Origin of the sequence: Sphingobium ummariense RL-3 (genome assembly GCF_000447205.1) — a bacterium.
Taxonomy (GTDB): Bacteria; Pseudomonadota; Alphaproteobacteria; order Sphingomonadales; family Sphingomonadaceae; genus Sphingobium; species Sphingobium ummariense.
This window is the reverse complement of sequence record NZ_AUWY01000074.1, coordinates 1-14,950: the sequence shown is the minus strand read 5'-3', so window position 1 is coordinate 14,950 and position 14,950 is coordinate 1. Positions and strand designations below refer to the sequence as shown.

Annotated in this window: 15 protein-coding genes and 3 tRNA genes; 7 read left to right on the top strand and 11 right to left on the bottom strand. The window is 66.3% G+C overall.

Annotation, left to right across the window (positions count from 1 at the left end; all coding sequences use genetic code 11):
• Positions 1–39 precede the first annotated feature (39 nt).
• Together M529_RS34855 and M529_RS34850 are read left to right on the top strand one after the other, a co-directional pair.
• On the top strand, positions 40–393 hold the full coding sequence (locus tag M529_RS34855) for a hypothetical protein (protein ID WP_161626341.1): 354 nt from the start codon (positions 40–42) through the stop codon (positions 391–393).
• Between the two features lie 80 nt (positions 394–473).
• Positions 474–1,403, top strand: coding sequence for a glutaminase (locus tag M529_RS34850; protein ID WP_021317871.1), 930 nt, complete (start codon positions 474–476; stop codon positions 1,401–1,403).
• Positions 1,404–1,408: 5 nt separating this feature from the next.
• Here M529_RS34850 and M529_RS34845 read toward each other — a convergent pair whose 3' ends face one another.
• The 7 genes from M529_RS34845 to aroA form a co-directional block, all read right to left on the bottom strand.
• Entirely contained in the window at positions 1,409–3,193 is a 1,785-nt protein-coding gene (locus M529_RS34845; protein WP_021317870.1) for a cation:proton antiporter domain-containing protein, read from the bottom strand.
• A gap of 94 nt (positions 3,194–3,287) precedes the next feature.
• A tRNA-Leu gene (locus M529_RS34840) sits at positions 3,288–3,373 on the bottom strand.
• Positions 3,374–3,427: 54 nt separating this feature from the next.
• The gene (locus M529_RS34835; protein WP_021317869.1) at positions 3,428–3,712 is read right to left on the bottom strand and encodes an integration host factor subunit beta; all 285 of its coding nucleotides are present in this window, start codon (positions 3,710–3,712) and stop codon (positions 3,428–3,430) included.
• A gap of 155 nt (positions 3,713–3,867) precedes the next feature.
• Entirely contained in the window at positions 3,868–5,577 is a 1,710-nt protein-coding gene (rpsA, locus tag M529_RS34830) for a 30S ribosomal protein S1 (protein ID WP_021317868.1), read from the bottom strand.
• Between the two features lie 170 nt (positions 5,578–5,747).
• Complete coding sequence (gene cmk, locus M529_RS34825; protein ID WP_021317867.1) at positions 5,748–6,383, bottom strand: (d)CMP kinase; 636 nt, start codon at positions 6,381–6,383, stop codon at positions 5,748–5,750.
• Positions 6,383–6,634: a CBU_0592 family membrane protein gene (locus M529_RS34820; RefSeq protein ID WP_021317866.1), complete on the bottom strand. Its 252-nt coding sequence runs from the start codon at positions 6,632–6,634 to the stop codon at positions 6,383–6,385. The genes cmk and M529_RS34820 overlap by 1 nt, the downstream gene beginning before the upstream one ends.
• A complete protein-coding gene (gene aroA / locus M529_RS34815) occupies positions 6,631–7,971 on the bottom strand; it encodes a 3-phosphoshikimate 1-carboxyvinyltransferase (RefSeq protein ID WP_040600682.1) in 1,341 nt (446 codons plus the stop codon). Before aroA ends, M529_RS34820 begins: the two co-directional genes overlap by 4 nt.
• Before the next feature lie 140 nt (positions 7,972–8,111).
• On the opposite strand from aroA, the gene M529_RS34810 reads away from it, so the two are divergent.
• The 3 genes from M529_RS34810 to M529_RS34800 all read left to right on the top strand — a co-directional run bounded on the left by M529_RS34810 (position 8,112) and on the right by M529_RS34800 (position 8,740).
• Positions 8,112–8,447 carry a TIGR02300 family protein gene (locus M529_RS34810; protein WP_021317864.1) on the top strand — a complete coding sequence of 112 codons (336 nt, stop codon included), beginning with the start codon at positions 8,112–8,114 and terminating at the stop codon, positions 8,445–8,447.
• Positions 8,448–8,539: 92 nt separating this feature from the next.
• Positions 8,540–8,615 (top strand) — tRNA-Ala (locus M529_RS34805).
• 49 nt (positions 8,616–8,664) lie between these two features.
• A tRNA-Ala gene (locus M529_RS34800) sits at positions 8,665–8,740 on the top strand.
• A gap of 242 nt (positions 8,741–8,982) precedes the next feature.
• Here the strand turns inward: M529_RS34800 and M529_RS34795 are convergent.
• Positions 8,983–11,259, bottom strand: coding sequence for a TonB-dependent receptor (locus M529_RS34795; protein ID WP_021317863.1), 2,277 nt, complete (start codon positions 11,257–11,259; stop codon positions 8,983–8,985).
• 208 nt (positions 11,260–11,467) lie between these two features.
• On the opposite strand from M529_RS34795, the gene hisI reads away from it, so the two are divergent.
• Both hisI and M529_RS34785 read left to right on the top strand, forming a co-directional pair.
• On the top strand, positions 11,468–11,839 hold the full coding sequence (hisI, locus tag M529_RS34790) for a phosphoribosyl-AMP cyclohydrolase (RefSeq protein WP_021317862.1): 372 nt from the start codon (positions 11,468–11,470) through the stop codon (positions 11,837–11,839).
• Complete coding sequence (locus M529_RS34785) at positions 11,826–12,356, top strand: hypothetical protein (RefSeq protein ID WP_021317861.1); 531 nt, start codon at positions 11,826–11,828, stop codon at positions 12,354–12,356. The genes hisI and M529_RS34785 overlap by 14 nt, the downstream gene beginning before the upstream one ends.
• A gap of 18 nt (positions 12,357–12,374) precedes the next feature.
• On the opposite strand, the gene M529_RS34780 is transcribed toward M529_RS34785, so the two are convergent.
• The 3 genes from M529_RS34780 to M529_RS34770 all read right to left on the bottom strand — a co-directional run.
• A complete protein-coding gene (locus M529_RS34780; protein WP_021317860.1) occupies positions 12,375–12,992 on the bottom strand; it encodes a YitT family protein in 618 nt (205 codons plus the stop codon).
• A gap of 78 nt (positions 12,993–13,070) precedes the next feature.
• Positions 13,071–14,210: an aspartyl/asparaginyl beta-hydroxylase domain-containing protein gene (locus tag M529_RS34775; RefSeq protein ID WP_021317859.1), complete on the bottom strand. Its 1,140-nt coding sequence runs from the start codon at positions 14,208–14,210 to the stop codon at positions 13,071–13,073.
• Positions 14,211–14,252: 42 nt separating this feature from the next.
• The coding region (locus M529_RS34770; RefSeq protein WP_021317858.1) for an MFS transporter at positions 14,253–14,950 on the bottom strand (698 nt) is incomplete at its 5' end.

The window sequence follows — 14,950 nt, the reverse complement described above, 5'->3', positions numbered from 1 at the left end:
GCGCCTGTCAGTCGGGCTACAGTCCCCGTAACGCGCGTGATGGTTCGGGTACTGCTCGGCCGGGAGACGCTGTGGGCGGGGCCGCTGTCGATCGGTGCGTCCACCGCCCGTATCTTGCTCAACGAGCCGGTTTCCGGCACGGCGGCATGCGAACAGGGGCCGCGCATGGCGGCGATGCGGCAGGTCGAGATCGTGATTAACGGGCAGCCCTATCGTTCGCCCCCCATGGCACCTTACCAACTTACGGCACGCTATACCCGCCCGGTCGAGTCGGGGGGATGCAACACCGGAACGCGTGGCGTGTCTATCGAGCAGGGTTTCTCGCTTGGCGGTCCCAATCCCATCGTCGCCGAAGGCGATGGCGGTTTCCGCGTGGAAATCACCGCGCCCTGAGGGCGGCGGCCCTTCTTTCTCGGGCTGCTTTGCGATAGCATCGTCCTGGCCATAATGATGGGGAAGGCGGGATATTGCCAGTGGATCTTGCCGAACTGACCGCCGGGATCGCGGCGGCCATGGCGGGAGCAAAGGATCGCGGGCAGGTCGCGAGCTATATCCCCGAGCTGGCCAAGGTCGATCCGGCGCAGTTCGGCATTGCCATCGCGACCGCGGACGGCGGCCTGTTCACCGGCGGGAATGCCGATACAGGCTTCACCATCCAGTCCATCTCGAAGGTTTTCGCGCTGACCCTGGCACTCGGCAAGGTCGGCGACCAGCTGTGGGAACGGGTAGGGCGGGAGCCTTCGGGTAACGCCTTCAACTCGATCACCCAGCTCGAATATGAGCATGGTATCCCCCGCAACCCCTTCATCAACGCCGGCGCGATTGTCGTCGCCGACGTCAATCTGGGCGGCCACCAGCCGCGCGTCGCCATCGGCGAGATGCTCCGCTTCATCCGATACCTGTCGGGCGACGACAGCATCCGCGTCAACCAGGCGGTCGCCGCGTCGGAAACCACCACAGGCCACCGCAACATGGCGCTCGCCCATTATATGAGCGCCTTCGGCAACATCCGGCATCCGGTCGATCTGGTCCTGGGCACCTATTTCCACCAGTGCGCGATCGAGATGAACTGTCGCCAACTCGCGCTTGCCGGCCGCTACCTGATGCTGGACGGGCACCATCCAGAGGGTGGCCGCGTCGTCTCTCCCCGGCGGGCGCGGCGCATCAATGCTCTTATGCTGACCTGCGGCCATTACGATGCCTCGGGCGACTTCGCCTTCCGCGTAGGTATTCCCGGAAAGTCCGGAGTGGGCGGCGGCATATTGGCGATCGTGCCGGGCCGCGCTTCGATCGCGGTCTGGTCGCCCGGCCTCAACGACAGCGGCAACAGCCATCTCGGCACGCTGGCGCTGGAGGAACTGGCCCAGCGCACCGGCTGGTCGGTGTTCAGCCCGGCGTCGTAGCGCCCCTATCCCACTTCGTCCGGCCGCAGCCGTCGCAGCTTGGGCGTCTGTTCCAGGTGCGCCGCGTCCTTGATCCCCATGCGCAGATCTTCGCGCATCTGGTGGATGGAGGCGATCACCGGCCCCATCGCAACGCCCAGGTCGACCAGCGCGGTCTCGGCCAGCTGCAGCGAGCTTTCCAGCGTTTCGGGTACTGCATCGCTGGCGCCGGCTTTGTAGAGCTGGGCCGCATGGTCCGTGTCGCGGGCGCGGGCGATGATGGGCAGGTCCGGCACCCAGCCGCGCACCCGCTTCGTCACGCGCACCGACAGCACCGGGTCGTCCATGGTCAGGATCAGCGCGCGTGCGTGGCCCAGCCGCAGCTTGTCGAGCATTTCCGTCCGAGCGACGTCGCCGAAGAGGATCGGATATCCGTTCCGCCGCGCCTCCGCCACGGCATCGGGGTCCGATTCCACGACGATGTAGCGTTGGTTGTGGGTCTTGAGCAGGTCGCAGACCATATGGCCGACGCGGCCGAAGCCGATGACGACGGCTGCCGCCTCGGTCTGCTCCTCGCCCGCTTCCACGCGTTCCTCGCCCAGCGCCATTTCCAAACGCCGGGCTATGTCATGGCCGATCTTCGCCAGCACCGGCGTGATGGTGAGGCCGATCGCGGTCACGATCTGCCAGAAGGCGGCGGTGGACGGCAGGATCAGTTGCGCCGCCGCGGCGGCGGACAGCACGATCAGCGTGGTCTCGGACGGGCTGGACATCAGCACGCCCACTTCCAGCGCCAGCCCCTTGCGCGCGCCCGAGATGTAAAGCAGCAGCGCCGTCACCAGCGTCTTGACGATGACGACGCCCATGACCGCCAGCAGCAGGCTGGGCCAGTTGGCCAGGATGACCCGGATATCCAGGCTCATGCCCACGGTGATCAGGAAGACGCCGAGCGCAAGGCCCTTGAACGGCGCCGTCATCACCTCGACTTCACCATGATAGTCGGTCTCCGCGATCAGCAGCCCCGCGAGCAGCGCGCCCACGATCGGCGACAGGCCCGCGATAGACGTGGCGAGGCTGGAGATGATCACGACGAGCAGGCTGGCGGCCAGGAACACTTCAGGGCTCTTGGTCCGCGCGGCCTGGCTGAAGATATGCGGCAGGAAGAAGCGGCCGAGCACGAGCATCACCGCAATGGTGATCCCGCCCCTCAGCAATGTGCTGACCAACTCGTGCCAGGCCCCGTCCGGGCTCGCCGCCACGGACGGCGCGAGCGCGCCCAGCATGAAGATGATCGGCACCAGCGCCAGATCCTCGAACAGCAGCATGGAGAAGGCGGCCCTGCCTACCGCGCTCTGCGTGCCGACCATGGGCAGCACCACGGCCGTCGAGGACAGTGCCAGCGCCAGTCCCAGACCGATGGCCCCGGCCGTCGGCTGCCCCAGAAGATAGAGCCCCGCAGCGATCAGTAATCCGCTGCCGATCAGTTCGGCCGCACCGACGCCGAAGACCTGCGTGCGCATGCTCCACAATCGTCGGAAGCTCAGTTCCAGCCCGATCGAGAACAGCAGCAATATGACGCCCAGTTCCGCGAACGGCTCGATTGCCGCCTGGTTGGATATCGTGACGTGATAAAGCCAGGGATACTGGCTCACCAGTGCCCCCAGGCCGGACGGGCCGACCGCCAGTCCCACCAGGATGAACCCGATCACCGGGCTGATGCGAAACCGTGCGAAACCGGGAATGACCAGTCCAGCGGCCCCCAGGATCACCAGCGAGTCACTGAAGCTTTGCGTGTTGATCGTTCCGGCCATGCCCCATCATTGCGGCAAGGATGGCAAATAGCCAGCATGGGAGAAAGAAAATTACAAAAAAATCAGCCCTACCGGCTACCGCAAACAGGCCATATGGTGCGGACGGCGGGACTTGAACCCGCACTTCCAGGGGAAAACGGATTTTAAGTCCGCTGCGTCTACCGATTTCGCCACGTCCGCTCAGGGCCCTGTCCCTGACGGCTCGGGCGACGCAGGTCAAGCGGAGGATCGAACCTAGGACTTGACGTTCAGGCGCTCGCGCATTTCCTTGCCGGGCTTGAAATAGGGCACGCGCTTGGCCGATACCGGCACCTGCTCACCGGTACGGGGGTTTCGGCCGGTCCTGGCTTCGCGTGCGCGGGTCGTGAACGCGCCGAAGCCGCGCAGCTCGACCCGTCCGCCCGACGCCAGGCGATCGACAATTTCCTTGAAGAAAAGATCGACGATCTTTTCCACTTCCTGAAGGCTGAGTTCCGGATTTTCCTCTGCCAACTTCTGGATCAGTTCAGAACGGATCATCAGTCCTCCAGCGCCCCCTTCTGGTGTACTGAATAACGGCATAATGAAAATGCAGGCTATTGACAATCGGCCTGCGGGCTAACGATCCCGATAAATAAAGGAAAACCCGCCGGGGCATTGCCCCGGCGGGTTCCATTTTGGCACATTCGAAGCGTTTAGCCTTCGCTCTTCGCCTTCAGCGCTTCGCCCAGGATATCGCCCAGCGACGCGCCGCTGTCGGACGATCCGTACTGCGCGACCGCCTGCTTCTCCTCGGCAATCTGCAGCGCCTTGACGGAGAAGGTCGGCTTCTTGGCCCGATCGAAGCCGGTCACCAGTGCGTCGAACTTCTGGCCGACCTGGAAACGCTCCGGACGTTGCTCGTCGCGGTCGCGGCCAAGGTCGCTGCGCTTGATGAAGCCGGTGGCGCCATCCTCGCCGGCCTGGACTTCCAGGCCGCCATCGCGGACTTCCAGGACGGTGACGGTGACGGTCTGGTTCTTGTTCAGGCCCGACGAAGCAGTCGAACCGCCGGCCGCCGGGGCTCCGCGCTCAAGCTGCTTCATGCCCAGGCTGATGCGCTCCTTCTCGACGTCGATGTCGAGAACGATCGCCTGGACGGTCTCGCCCTTGCGGTGCAGCGCCAGCGCGTCCTCGCCCGAAATGCCCCAGGCGATGTCGGACATGTGCACCATACCGTCGACGTCGCCGTCCAGGCCGATGAACAGGCCGAACTCGGTCGCGTTCTTGACCTCGCCCTCGACCACCGAGCCGACCGGGTGACGCTCGGCGAAGCTGTCCCAGGGGTTGTTCTGCGCCTGCTTGAGGCCCAGGCTGATGCGGCGCTTCTCCGGATCGACCTCGAGAACGATGACCTCGACCTCCTGGCTGGTCGACACGATCTTGCCGGGGTGGACGTTCTTCTTGGTCCAGGACATCTCGGACACGTGGACCAGGCCCTCGATGCCCGGCTCCAGCTCCACGAAGGCGCCATATTCGGTGATGTTGGTGACGCGGCCCGACAGCTTCGCGCCGACCGGATACTTGGCGGAGGCGCCTTCCCACGGATCGCTCTCAAGCTGCTTCATGCCGAGCGAGATGCGCTGCGTGTCGCGGTTGATGCGGATGATCTGAACGCGAACGGTGTCGCCGATGTTGATCATCTCGTTCGGGTGGTTGATGCGCTTGTAGCTGAGGTCGGTGACGTGCAGCAGGCCGTCGATGCCGCCCAGGTCGACGAACGCACCGTAATCGGTGATGTTCTTGACGACGCCCTCGATGATCTGGCCTTCGTGCAGGGTCTGGATCAGGCCGCTGCGCTGCTCGGCGCGGGTCTCTTCCAGGATGGCGCGGCGCGACACGACGATGTTGCCGCGGCGGCGATCCATCTTGAGGATCTGGAAGGGCTGCGGAATGTCCATCAGCGGGGTGACGTCGCGCACGGGGCGGATGTCCACCTGGCTGCCGGGCAGGAACGCCACGGCACCGTCCAGATCGACGGTGAAGCCGCCCTTGACGCGACCGAAGATGACGCCTTCGACGCGGGCGTTTTCGGTGAATTCGGATTCCAGCTTGTCCCACGCGGCTTCGCGGCGGGCGCGGTCGCGCGACAGCATCGCTTCGCCATGGGCGTTCTCGACGCGGTCGACATAGACTTCGACTTCGTCGCCGACCTTCAGGTCAGCCTTCTGGCCCGGCGCGGCGAATTCGCGCAGCGGCACGCGGCCCTCGCTCTTCAGGCCGACGTCGATCAGCGCCATGTCGTTTTCGATGCCGGTTACGGTGCCCTTGACGACGCGGCCCTCGAAGCCGCCGTCCTCGCCACCGAGCGAGTCATTGAGGAGCGCGGCGAAATCGTCGCGCGAGGGGAATGCCGTAGAGGCCATTAAGTCTTCCTTCGTTCGTCATTGCTGGCCAACCGGTTGTGTCCGATGGTCTTTGGCCAAACAGCCCGCACGGCCCCATGCCGCCCGGGCATCCGCGAAACGAAGGGCTAAGGGACGCCGGTTCTTGAAAAGCGAAAAGGGCGCACGGAAACTCCGCACGCCTTGACGGGTCAACCTTGCCGGCGACCTTCAAGCTGGGCATCCACGAGCGCGATCGCCTGCTGGATGGCGCGCTCTATAGTCAAATCGCTGGTATCTAGCAAGTCCGCCCCTTCCGCCATTTTCAACGGCGCATGGTCCCGGCTCATGTCCCGGATGTCCCGGGCCTGGATGTCGGCGATCAGGCTGTCCATGTCCGGATGGCCGCCCTGCGCCAGGCCATCCCTATAGCGCCGCTCGGCGCGGACATGGACGCTGGCCGTCACGAAGATCTTGGCGTCGGCATCGGGCGCGATCACCGTCGCAATGTCGCGCCCGTCCAGGATCGCCCCGCCCGGCTGGGTTGCGAAGTCGCGCTGGCGCTGCACCAGCGCCTGCCGCACGCTCTGGTGGACGGACACGCGGGACGCGAGCGACCCCACCGCCTCGCTGCGCAGCGCCGGGTCGGTAAGGATGTCGTCGCCGAAGTCGCAGGCGGCCAGCGCGTCGGCCTCCAGGTCGGGATCGCCGCCCTGCTTGAGCACGGACAGTCCCACCGCGCGATAAAGCAGCCCGGTGTCCAGCACCGGCAGGCCGTAATGGCGGCCCAGCGCCTTGGCGATGGTGCCCTTGCCGGATGCGGCTGGCCCGTCGACAGCGATGATCATCAGGATGCCTTCCCTTTCCACGCCGCCTTGGCGAGCCCGAACAAGGCGATCGCCGCCCAGACGATCTCCAGCGCCATCGACGCTATGTTGAAATGAACCGTCAGCGATCCGATCAGCAGCAGCGATCCGACGAGGTTCAGCAAATTGAACAGCGTGAAGTTGATCGTGTGTGCCATGTTGCTGTAGGCATAGGCGATCATCATCAATGCGCTGCCGACCAGGCCGACGATATTGGCCAGATCCAGCGTCACGGCAACGCGCCCAGCGACCGCAGCAGGGCGGTGAAGCCGGGGAAGCTGGTCGCTACAGGACGCATGTCGTCGATCGTCACGCCATCCCGCGAAACCAGGCCGGCGACGGCGAAGCTCATCGCGATCCGGTGGTCCAGCTTCGTCGCGACCGGCCCTCCACCGGCCAGTGGGGCGCCGCCGCTGCCTTCGATGACGATGCCGTCCTCCAGTTCCTCGACCGCAACGCCGATGGCGCGCAGGCCCGCCGCCATGGTGGCGATGCGGTCCGATTCCTTGACGCGCAGTTCCTCCAGCCCGCGGAATATGCTGCGTCCCTCGGCCAGCGCGGCGGCAACGAAGGCGACCGGATATTCGTCGATCATGCTGGGCGCGCGGGCGGGATCGGGCTCCACGCCCTTCAAGGCGGAGGCGGTAACGAGCAGGTCGCCGACCGGCTCGCCGCCCACCTCGCGGGGGTTTTCCACCACGATGTCGCCGCCCATCTCCCGCAACAGGTCGATCAGGCCGGCACGGGTGGTGTTCAACCCCACATTGGCGATGGTGACGCGCGATCCCGGCACCAGCAGCGCCGCCACCATCGGGAAGGCGGCGGAGGAGGGGTCGCCCGGCACGATGATCGACTGCGGCTTGAGCTCGGCTTCGCCCGTCAGGGTGATGATCCGCGTTCCATCCCCCTCGACTGCCACTTCCAGTTCCGCGCCGAAGCCCTTCAGCATCCGCTCGCTATGGTCTCGCGTCGGCACCGGCTCGACGATGCGGGTGATCCCGGGCGCGTTGAGCCCGGCTAGCAGGATGGCCGACTTCACCTGTGCCGACGCGACCGGCAGGCGATAGTCGAGCGGAACCGCCGGGCAGGCGCCGCGCATGGTAAGCGGCAGGCGATCGCCCGGGCTCGCCGTGAAGCTCGCTCCCATCCGCGACAGCGGCTCGGTCACGCGCGCCATCGGCCGCTTGCTCAGCGATGCGTCGCCCGTGAAGGTCGCGGTGATGGCATGGCTGGCGACCAGGCCCATCAGCAACCGGGTGGAGGTGCCGCTATTGCCCATGTCGAGCGCCGTCTGCGGCTGGAGCAGCCCCCCCACGCCGACGCCATGGACATGCCAGATCCCGTCCGCGTCGCGCTCGATGTCGGCGCCCATGGCGCGCATCGCCGCGGCGGTGGCGAGAACATCCTCGCCCTCCAGCAGCCCTTCGACCCGGCTTTCGCCCACGGCGAGCGCGGACAGCATCAGCGAACGGTGGGATATGCTCTTATCACCCGGCACCGCGGCATGACCCGACAAAGGAGGGGCGGGGGTGAAGGTCATGGGCTCGGGCTGATCGGAATGAGCGGTCACGGTTTATCCGGTGCGGGAACAAAAAATGCGTGCGGCTTTTGACAGCGCGGCTGCGCTATGGCAAGGCGCCCGACGCTTCGCGGGCGACCCTGTCGCGCCGCGTGATTTCTGTTTGTTAGTCGAGAAGGACAAGGCCGGACATGGTCAAGGCTGAATGGGGCACGAAGCGTACCTGCCCGAAATGCGCCACGCGCTTCTACGACCTGGGCAAGGACGACCCGGTGACCTGCATCAATTGCGGCACGGCCTGGGAGCCGGAGCCGGTGCTCAAGTCGAAGCAGCCGCTCCCCTATGAGGAAGCGCCCAAGAAGGTCATCGAGACCGCGGACGGCGAGCTGGAGACGGCGGACGACGATCTGGATCTGGATCTGGACGTCGATGACGACGGCGATTCGCCGGACAATGACGTCGATCTGGGCGGCGACGACGACCTGGGCGTCGACGCCGGCGGCGACGACGAAGGCGACGACAGCTAGTCCGATTTTTGCACTTGCCAAGGGAGTCGCTGCGCACTAGACGCAGCGCTCCCACGGCGCCGCTGCCCAAGGCGGCGCCACTTGATGGACACGGGGCCTTAGCTCAGCTGGGAGAGCGCCTGCATGGCATGCAGGAGGTCAGCGGTTCGATCCCGCTAGGCTCCACCATCCACATCGATATCCGATCAGCCGGCGCCGGCTTTCCGCGCGGCAGGATGGGGCCTTAGCTCAGCTGGGAGAGCGCCTGCATGGCATGCAGGAGGTCAGCGGTTCGATCCCGCTAGGCTCCACCAAATTCCTTGATGCGACCTCGGTGCGATGCCCTTTGATGGTGGCTCCCAGAACCCATTCTTTCATCCTCCCCTGGCAGGGGAGGTGGCAGGCGCGTAGCGCCTGACGGTGGGTGTCCCGCTATCGAGAGCGCGACACCCTTCCACCATGCGTGCCCCCCCTTACAGGGGAGGATGCGCGAATAGCCAAAGGCCATCCTGAACGGCGGCCCAGAATGGACCGCCGCCCAAAACCTCGGACCGAATCAGAAGCTTGCCTTGAACGACCCGCCGATGATCCGGGGCTCGTTGATCATGCCCGTCAGGTTGTTGAAGTCGATCGCGCTGATCGACCGGATCTGGTTGGTGATGTTGCGGGCGAACGCCGCCACCTCATAGCCGTGGTTAGACTTGTAGCCGATCTTCAGGCCGCCCTCCAACAGCGCCCGGCCGCGGAACTCCTTGGCCGAATAGAGGAAATATTTGATGCTGCTGCGATAGGCCCAGTCGGTATAGGCGAAGATTTCGCCCGCATCGCCGACCGGAATGCCGTAGCGCAGCGTCGCATTGGCGACATAGCGCGGCGCCTGCGGCAGGTCCTCGCCATCCAGATAGGCATAGGTCGTCCCGCCGTCGACGAAGGTCCGCCCGGTCGGCGTGCACATGCCCGATCCGCAGGTCGCCACGAAGGCGGCATCGTCGCGAATCTCGGTGAAGTTGTAGCTGCCGCCCGCAGTGAAGGTCAGCTGCGGGATCGGTTGCGCCTCGAACTCGGCCTCCAGGCCGTAACCCACCGCCTTGTCGACGTTGATCAGCCGCGCCGAATTGCCCACGCCGCCCACGGCGGTAAGCTGCAGATCGTCGGTCTGGTAATAATAGCCGGTCAGGTCAAAGCGGAGCGTGTCGGAAAAGGCGCCCTTGACGCCGGCTTCATAGGAGATCGTCGTCTGCTTCTTCGCGACCGAAGGCACGCTGAAGAAGGTGACGCGATCCTGGATTGCCGGGCCGAGATAGCCGGTCGCGACGCGGGCATAGACGTTTACCTGTGGGCTGATGGCATAGGTCGCGCTCGCGTCCCAGGACACGTTGTTGCCCTGCGCCGTGTTGCTGAGCGGCAGCGTCACGCCGATCAGCTGCGACGCGATGCTGCTCGCGGCCAGCGCCGGGTCGAGCGTGATCGTGTCGCGCTTGTCGTCATGCGAATAGCGCAGGCCGCCGCGCAGCGTCAGCTCCGGCGTCACCTTTGCCTCGCCGGACAGGAACAGGCCGAAATTCTCGTTGGTGTTGTTGTGCAGGATGCTGCTGATCCGCGCACCGCCCAGGTCATAGGCATATTCGGAATATTTCAGCCGCTGATGGAAGAAATAGCCGCCGCCCTGGATGCGCACGCCGTTCATGTCGTCGGTGGCAAAGCGGATTTCCTGGCTGAATTCCTCCGGCCGGGTCACGCCGCCGGTGTTGACGTCGAAGCTGCCGACGTTGATCGCGCCCGCTGTGCAGCCGGTATAGGGATAGCAGGATCCGCCGTCGATATCGCCGGTGCTCTCCACCTTCGCCTTCTCGAAGCCGGTGGTCCAGAACACCGTGCCCAGCCCGTCGAGATGGACCTGCATGCGCAGGCTGCCGCCGCCCTGTTCCAGCGACTGGCTGGTATAGCCGTCCAGGCTGACATGATCCTTGTCGAATCCTTCGACGAAATGGTTGCTGCCCGGCTGGAAGATATTGGCGCGGAATACGCGCGGGCTGCCGTCGAGGTCGCGATAATGGGCGTTCAGTACTGCCTTGAACTCGCCCGATTCATAGGCGATCTGGAACCGGCCGGCGGCATCGCGATAGCCTTCCAGCTCGTCATTGGCGAAGCCGTTCGTGGCGTCGTTCTTCACCCAGTCATCGCGCCGCTGCAGCAGGCCCGAAAGGCGGAACGACCAGCCGTCGCCGATCGGCCCGCTCAGCGCGCCTTCCAGGTTGACGGTGTTGTACGTCGCCCAGGATGCGCTGGCATAGCCGGTGAAATGATCGGTCGGCGCGGCGGAGCTCAGCTTGATGACGCCCGCCGGAGTATTGCGGCCGAACAGCGTGCCCTGCGGCCCGCGAAGCACTTCGACGCTGGCCAGGTCGAAGACCGGGAAGGACTTCAGCATGGGATTTTCCAGCGCGACGTCGTCATAGACGACGGAGACGGGCTGCGCCGCGTTGGGATCGAAATCGGTGTTGCCCAGGCCCCGGATATAGAAGCGCGGGAAGGTGCGGCCGAAGGAGCTTTCGACCTGCAGGCTCGGCGTGCGCGCGGCGAGGAAGCGGATGTCGAGACCGCTGCTATTCAGCGTGTCGAGCTCGTCTCCCGCGATCGCGGTGACGGCGACCGGCACGTCCTTGGCCAGTTCTTCCCGGCGCGACGCGGTGACGACGATGTCGCCCAACCCCTCGGCTTCGACCGGCGCGGTCTGGGCATGGGTGGCGCCCGGCGCGATCTGCGTCAGCGCGGCGAGCGAGAGCGCCAGGGCGCTTCGCGAAACGGAATGTGCAATAATGTTCAACGACATGGAAGAGCCCCTTTGATGATGGCCCTGCATCCGCTCCGCTTTTCTTTCTTCTGGATTGCGCGGGACGCTATGCAGCGGCGTGGGCAAGGGCAAGCGCGATTGACGCGCAGTTGTCGCAAAGATGCAACAGCATGGCAAAAAAGCGCACGGGCTTCCTCGGGGCGGCGGGGACTTCGCAGAACCCGCTTTGCCCTCTATAGCGACCGCCATGACCGATGATCGCGACCAGGGCCTGACCTTCAACCCCAAATATGATGCGGATGGCTTGCTGACCGCCGTCGTCACCGATGCGGAGCAGGGCGATGTGCTGATGGTCGCGCATATGAACGCGCAGGCGCTGGCCCTCACCGTCGGCACGGGCTTCGCGCATTTCTGGTCGCGCAGCCGGCAGGCGCTGTGGAAGAAGGGTGAAAGCTCCGGCCATATGCTGGAGGTGCGCGACATCCGTATCGACTGCGATCAGGACGCGGTCTGGGTGAAGGCGGTGCCTGCCGGGCCCACCTGCCATACCGGCGCACGGTCCTGCTTCTACCGCCGCGTCGGGATAGAGGGATTGTCGCCGGTCGATGCGGCGGACTAGCCTCGCCGTCCTCCTCCTGCTCGCCGCCTGCCAGCGCAGCCCCGTCACGGACGGGACCGCGCGGGACGGCGGCGCTTCTCCCTCCGCGTCCGGGCTCGAGCGCGCGGCCATAGAAACCGGCGTGATCGCCGACACCGGCCGGACTTCCCCCGTCGGTCTCTACCAGCGCAGCCATGAAGCGGGACGCGACATGCTCTGCATCATGCCCGACGGGAAGGGCGCGTTCCGCTTCGGTGCGCAGGCAATGTTCGGCGAGGACCAGAACTGCCGGGGCAGGGGCCATGCGCGTCGCGCGGGCGACAAGCTGATCCTCAGCTTCGAACGGGCGGACCGTTGCATCATCGTCGCGCAATATGATGGCGACCAGGTGGCGCTGCCCGGCGTGGTCGACATGAAATGCGCCGCCCTGTGCGAAGGTCGGGGATCGCTCGAGGGCGTCAGCTTCCCCCGCATCGGCAACGACGCCGCCTCCGCCCTGCGCGCTCGCGACGCGCGGGACGAACCGCTCTGCGAATGAGCGCGGCGGAGCTGCCGATCAATGCCCGATATACCGCCCCGGCCGGTGGTTCACGATCAGCACCGCGTTGATCGCCGCCGCTGACAGGATCGACAGGCCGAAGCGGTTGAGGCTGAGCAGCGGCAGCGACGCGAGCAGGATCACCGCGTCCCCCGCCATCTGCGTGCGCCCCGCGTTCCAGCCCCTGCGCGTCTGCAGGATCAGCGCAACCACGCCCAGCCCGCCGACGCCCGCGCCATGGCGCGCGATGGCAAGGATGCCGAAGCCGATGATCGACCCGCCGAACAGCGCCGCGAAGAAGGGGCTGACCCGCGCCACCTCCAGCGCCATCGGCATGGCGAGGCCCAGCGCCAGGATCGCGATATTGGCGAACAGGGTCTTGAGCCCGAAGGCCACACCCATGGCCCGCCCGGCAAACAGGAAGAAGGGGATGTTGATCGCCAGGAACAGCGCGGCGGGGGGATAGGGGATCAGGTAGGACAGCAGCAGCGCGATCCCGGCCATGCCCCCGGTCACCAGATTGGCCTGCTTCAGCAGCATCAGCCCCATGGCGATGAAGGCGCAACCGATTGCGATGGCATAGCCGTCTTCGGCCAGGCTGTGCGGACGGGGCGGGGGCGGGGGGAGTGGCGGCATGACGATCCGTGATGAAAAGCGCCCGTCATCCCCTCCCTTTGCGCCGCTGATACCGGCACCGGCGGGGCAGGGGAAGCCCTATCCGCCCGTATCCACCGCGCCGGCTCCGAAAAGGTCGATCGCCTCGAACAGCCGGGCCAGCGCTTCGCGTTCCTCTTCGCGGATCTCAGGCCGCCAGATCTCGAACAGCAGCACCACGCGCGTCCGCGTCCCCCGGTTCCATGCCTCATGCTCGATGCTGTCGTCGAAGATCAGCATCTCTCCGGGCGTCCACGCCCGCGTCTCGCTGCCGACGCGCAGCGCGCCCTCCTCCGACACGACCAGCGGCAAGTGGCAGATCAGCCGGGTGTTCAGCAGCCCGTGATGCGGCGCGATATGCGTCCCCGGCTTCAGCAGCGACCACAGCGCCATCGGCGACCGCGCGTCGATGATGGGCATCGGCGCCTTCGCCAGCGCCGCCATCACCGCCGGGCAACGCGCGGCATGGTCTTCGACCCGCCTGCCGCCCTGCCAGAAGTAGAAGGCGCCCCAGGACGGATCGTCGCGCAGCGCATTGTTCGGCGCCGGCCGGTCCCGCGGCGTCTGCACATAGGGATCGAAATCCGCATCGTCGGCGCGCACCGCCGCCAGTTCCGCCGCGATGTCGGCGGTCATCGCCTCGACCTCCGGCACCCAGGCGAACTCCGATCGCTCGTAGAAGGCGCGTTGCGGCAGGCCCGGAAAGTAGAACATGCTTGGCTGCTGCAGGTACAGGCTCGTCCGGTCCAGCATCAGGTCGGTCGCGTGCCGCAGCCGGGGCAGGGCGGAAACCTCGCCGATCACGGCCGACAGATGGTCCTCGAAATGGCGGCTCGCCTTGTCCACCAGAGCGCGCGCTTGCTCCAGCAGGGGCTGGATCGCGGGCGGCGCGCCGGTCGCGGCTGCCTGTGCCAGGGCGGAGCGGAACCAGACCGCCGCCGTCCGCTCGTCGCCCCGGCGCAGCATGTTCTGCCCCATGGCAAGCAGCGCGGGCAAGTTGCGCGGCTCGTTGTCGAGGATGCGGCGCAGCGCCTCCTGCTCGCCGTCCAGGTCGCCCGCCCGGTTGCAGGCCTGCGCCAGCAACATCGCCGGCGGTTCCGCCATCTCCCTCAGCGTCGCGCGCGCCAGCACGGCGTCGCCACGCCTCAAGGCGTCCATCGCGGCGACCCGCAGCGCCTCTTCCCTTGTCCCGTCCATCATCCCCGCTGCCTTACCGGTGCCGTGGCCGGCCGGAAAGCGGCTTTATTCGCAGGGAACCACGGCGAGCCGCGCGGTGCGCCGTTCCAGTGCCAGCGACAGCAGGAAAACGCCAAGCCCGCCAAGCGCGAGCGCGCTGCCGATCCACCCCGTCGACACCAGGCCAAATCCGGCCGCGATAGATAGCCCGCCCAGCCACGGCCCCAGCGCATTGGCGATGTTGAAGGCGCTGTGATGCAGCGCGGCGGCAAGCGTCTGCGCCTCGCCCGCCACGTCCATCAGCCGCGCCTGGATCGGCGTGCCAAGCCCACCCCCGGCGCCGATCAGGAAGATGATCAGGGCCAGCGTCCAGAGATTGCCCGCCATCAACGGGAAGAGCGCCAGCACCACCACATTCCACAGCAGCAGCCCGATCACGGTGCGCGGCAGCGACCGGTCGGCCAGCCATGCGGAGGCGAGGTTGCCCAGCGTCAGCCCGACGCCGAAGATCGACAGCACCAGCGGCACATAGGATTCGGATACATGCGTGACCTCGATCATGGTCGAGGCGACATAGGTGTAGACCGCGAACAGCCCGCCGAAGCCGATCGCACCGGTCAGCAGCGTCAGCCAGACCTGCGGCCGCTGCAATGCGGTCAGCTCGCGCATCGGGCTGGCGGCCGGATCGCCCCGGTCGCGCGGCGCATGGAGGCCGACCAGCGTCACCGTTGCCAGCGCCAGCACGGCGACCACCGCGAAGCCCC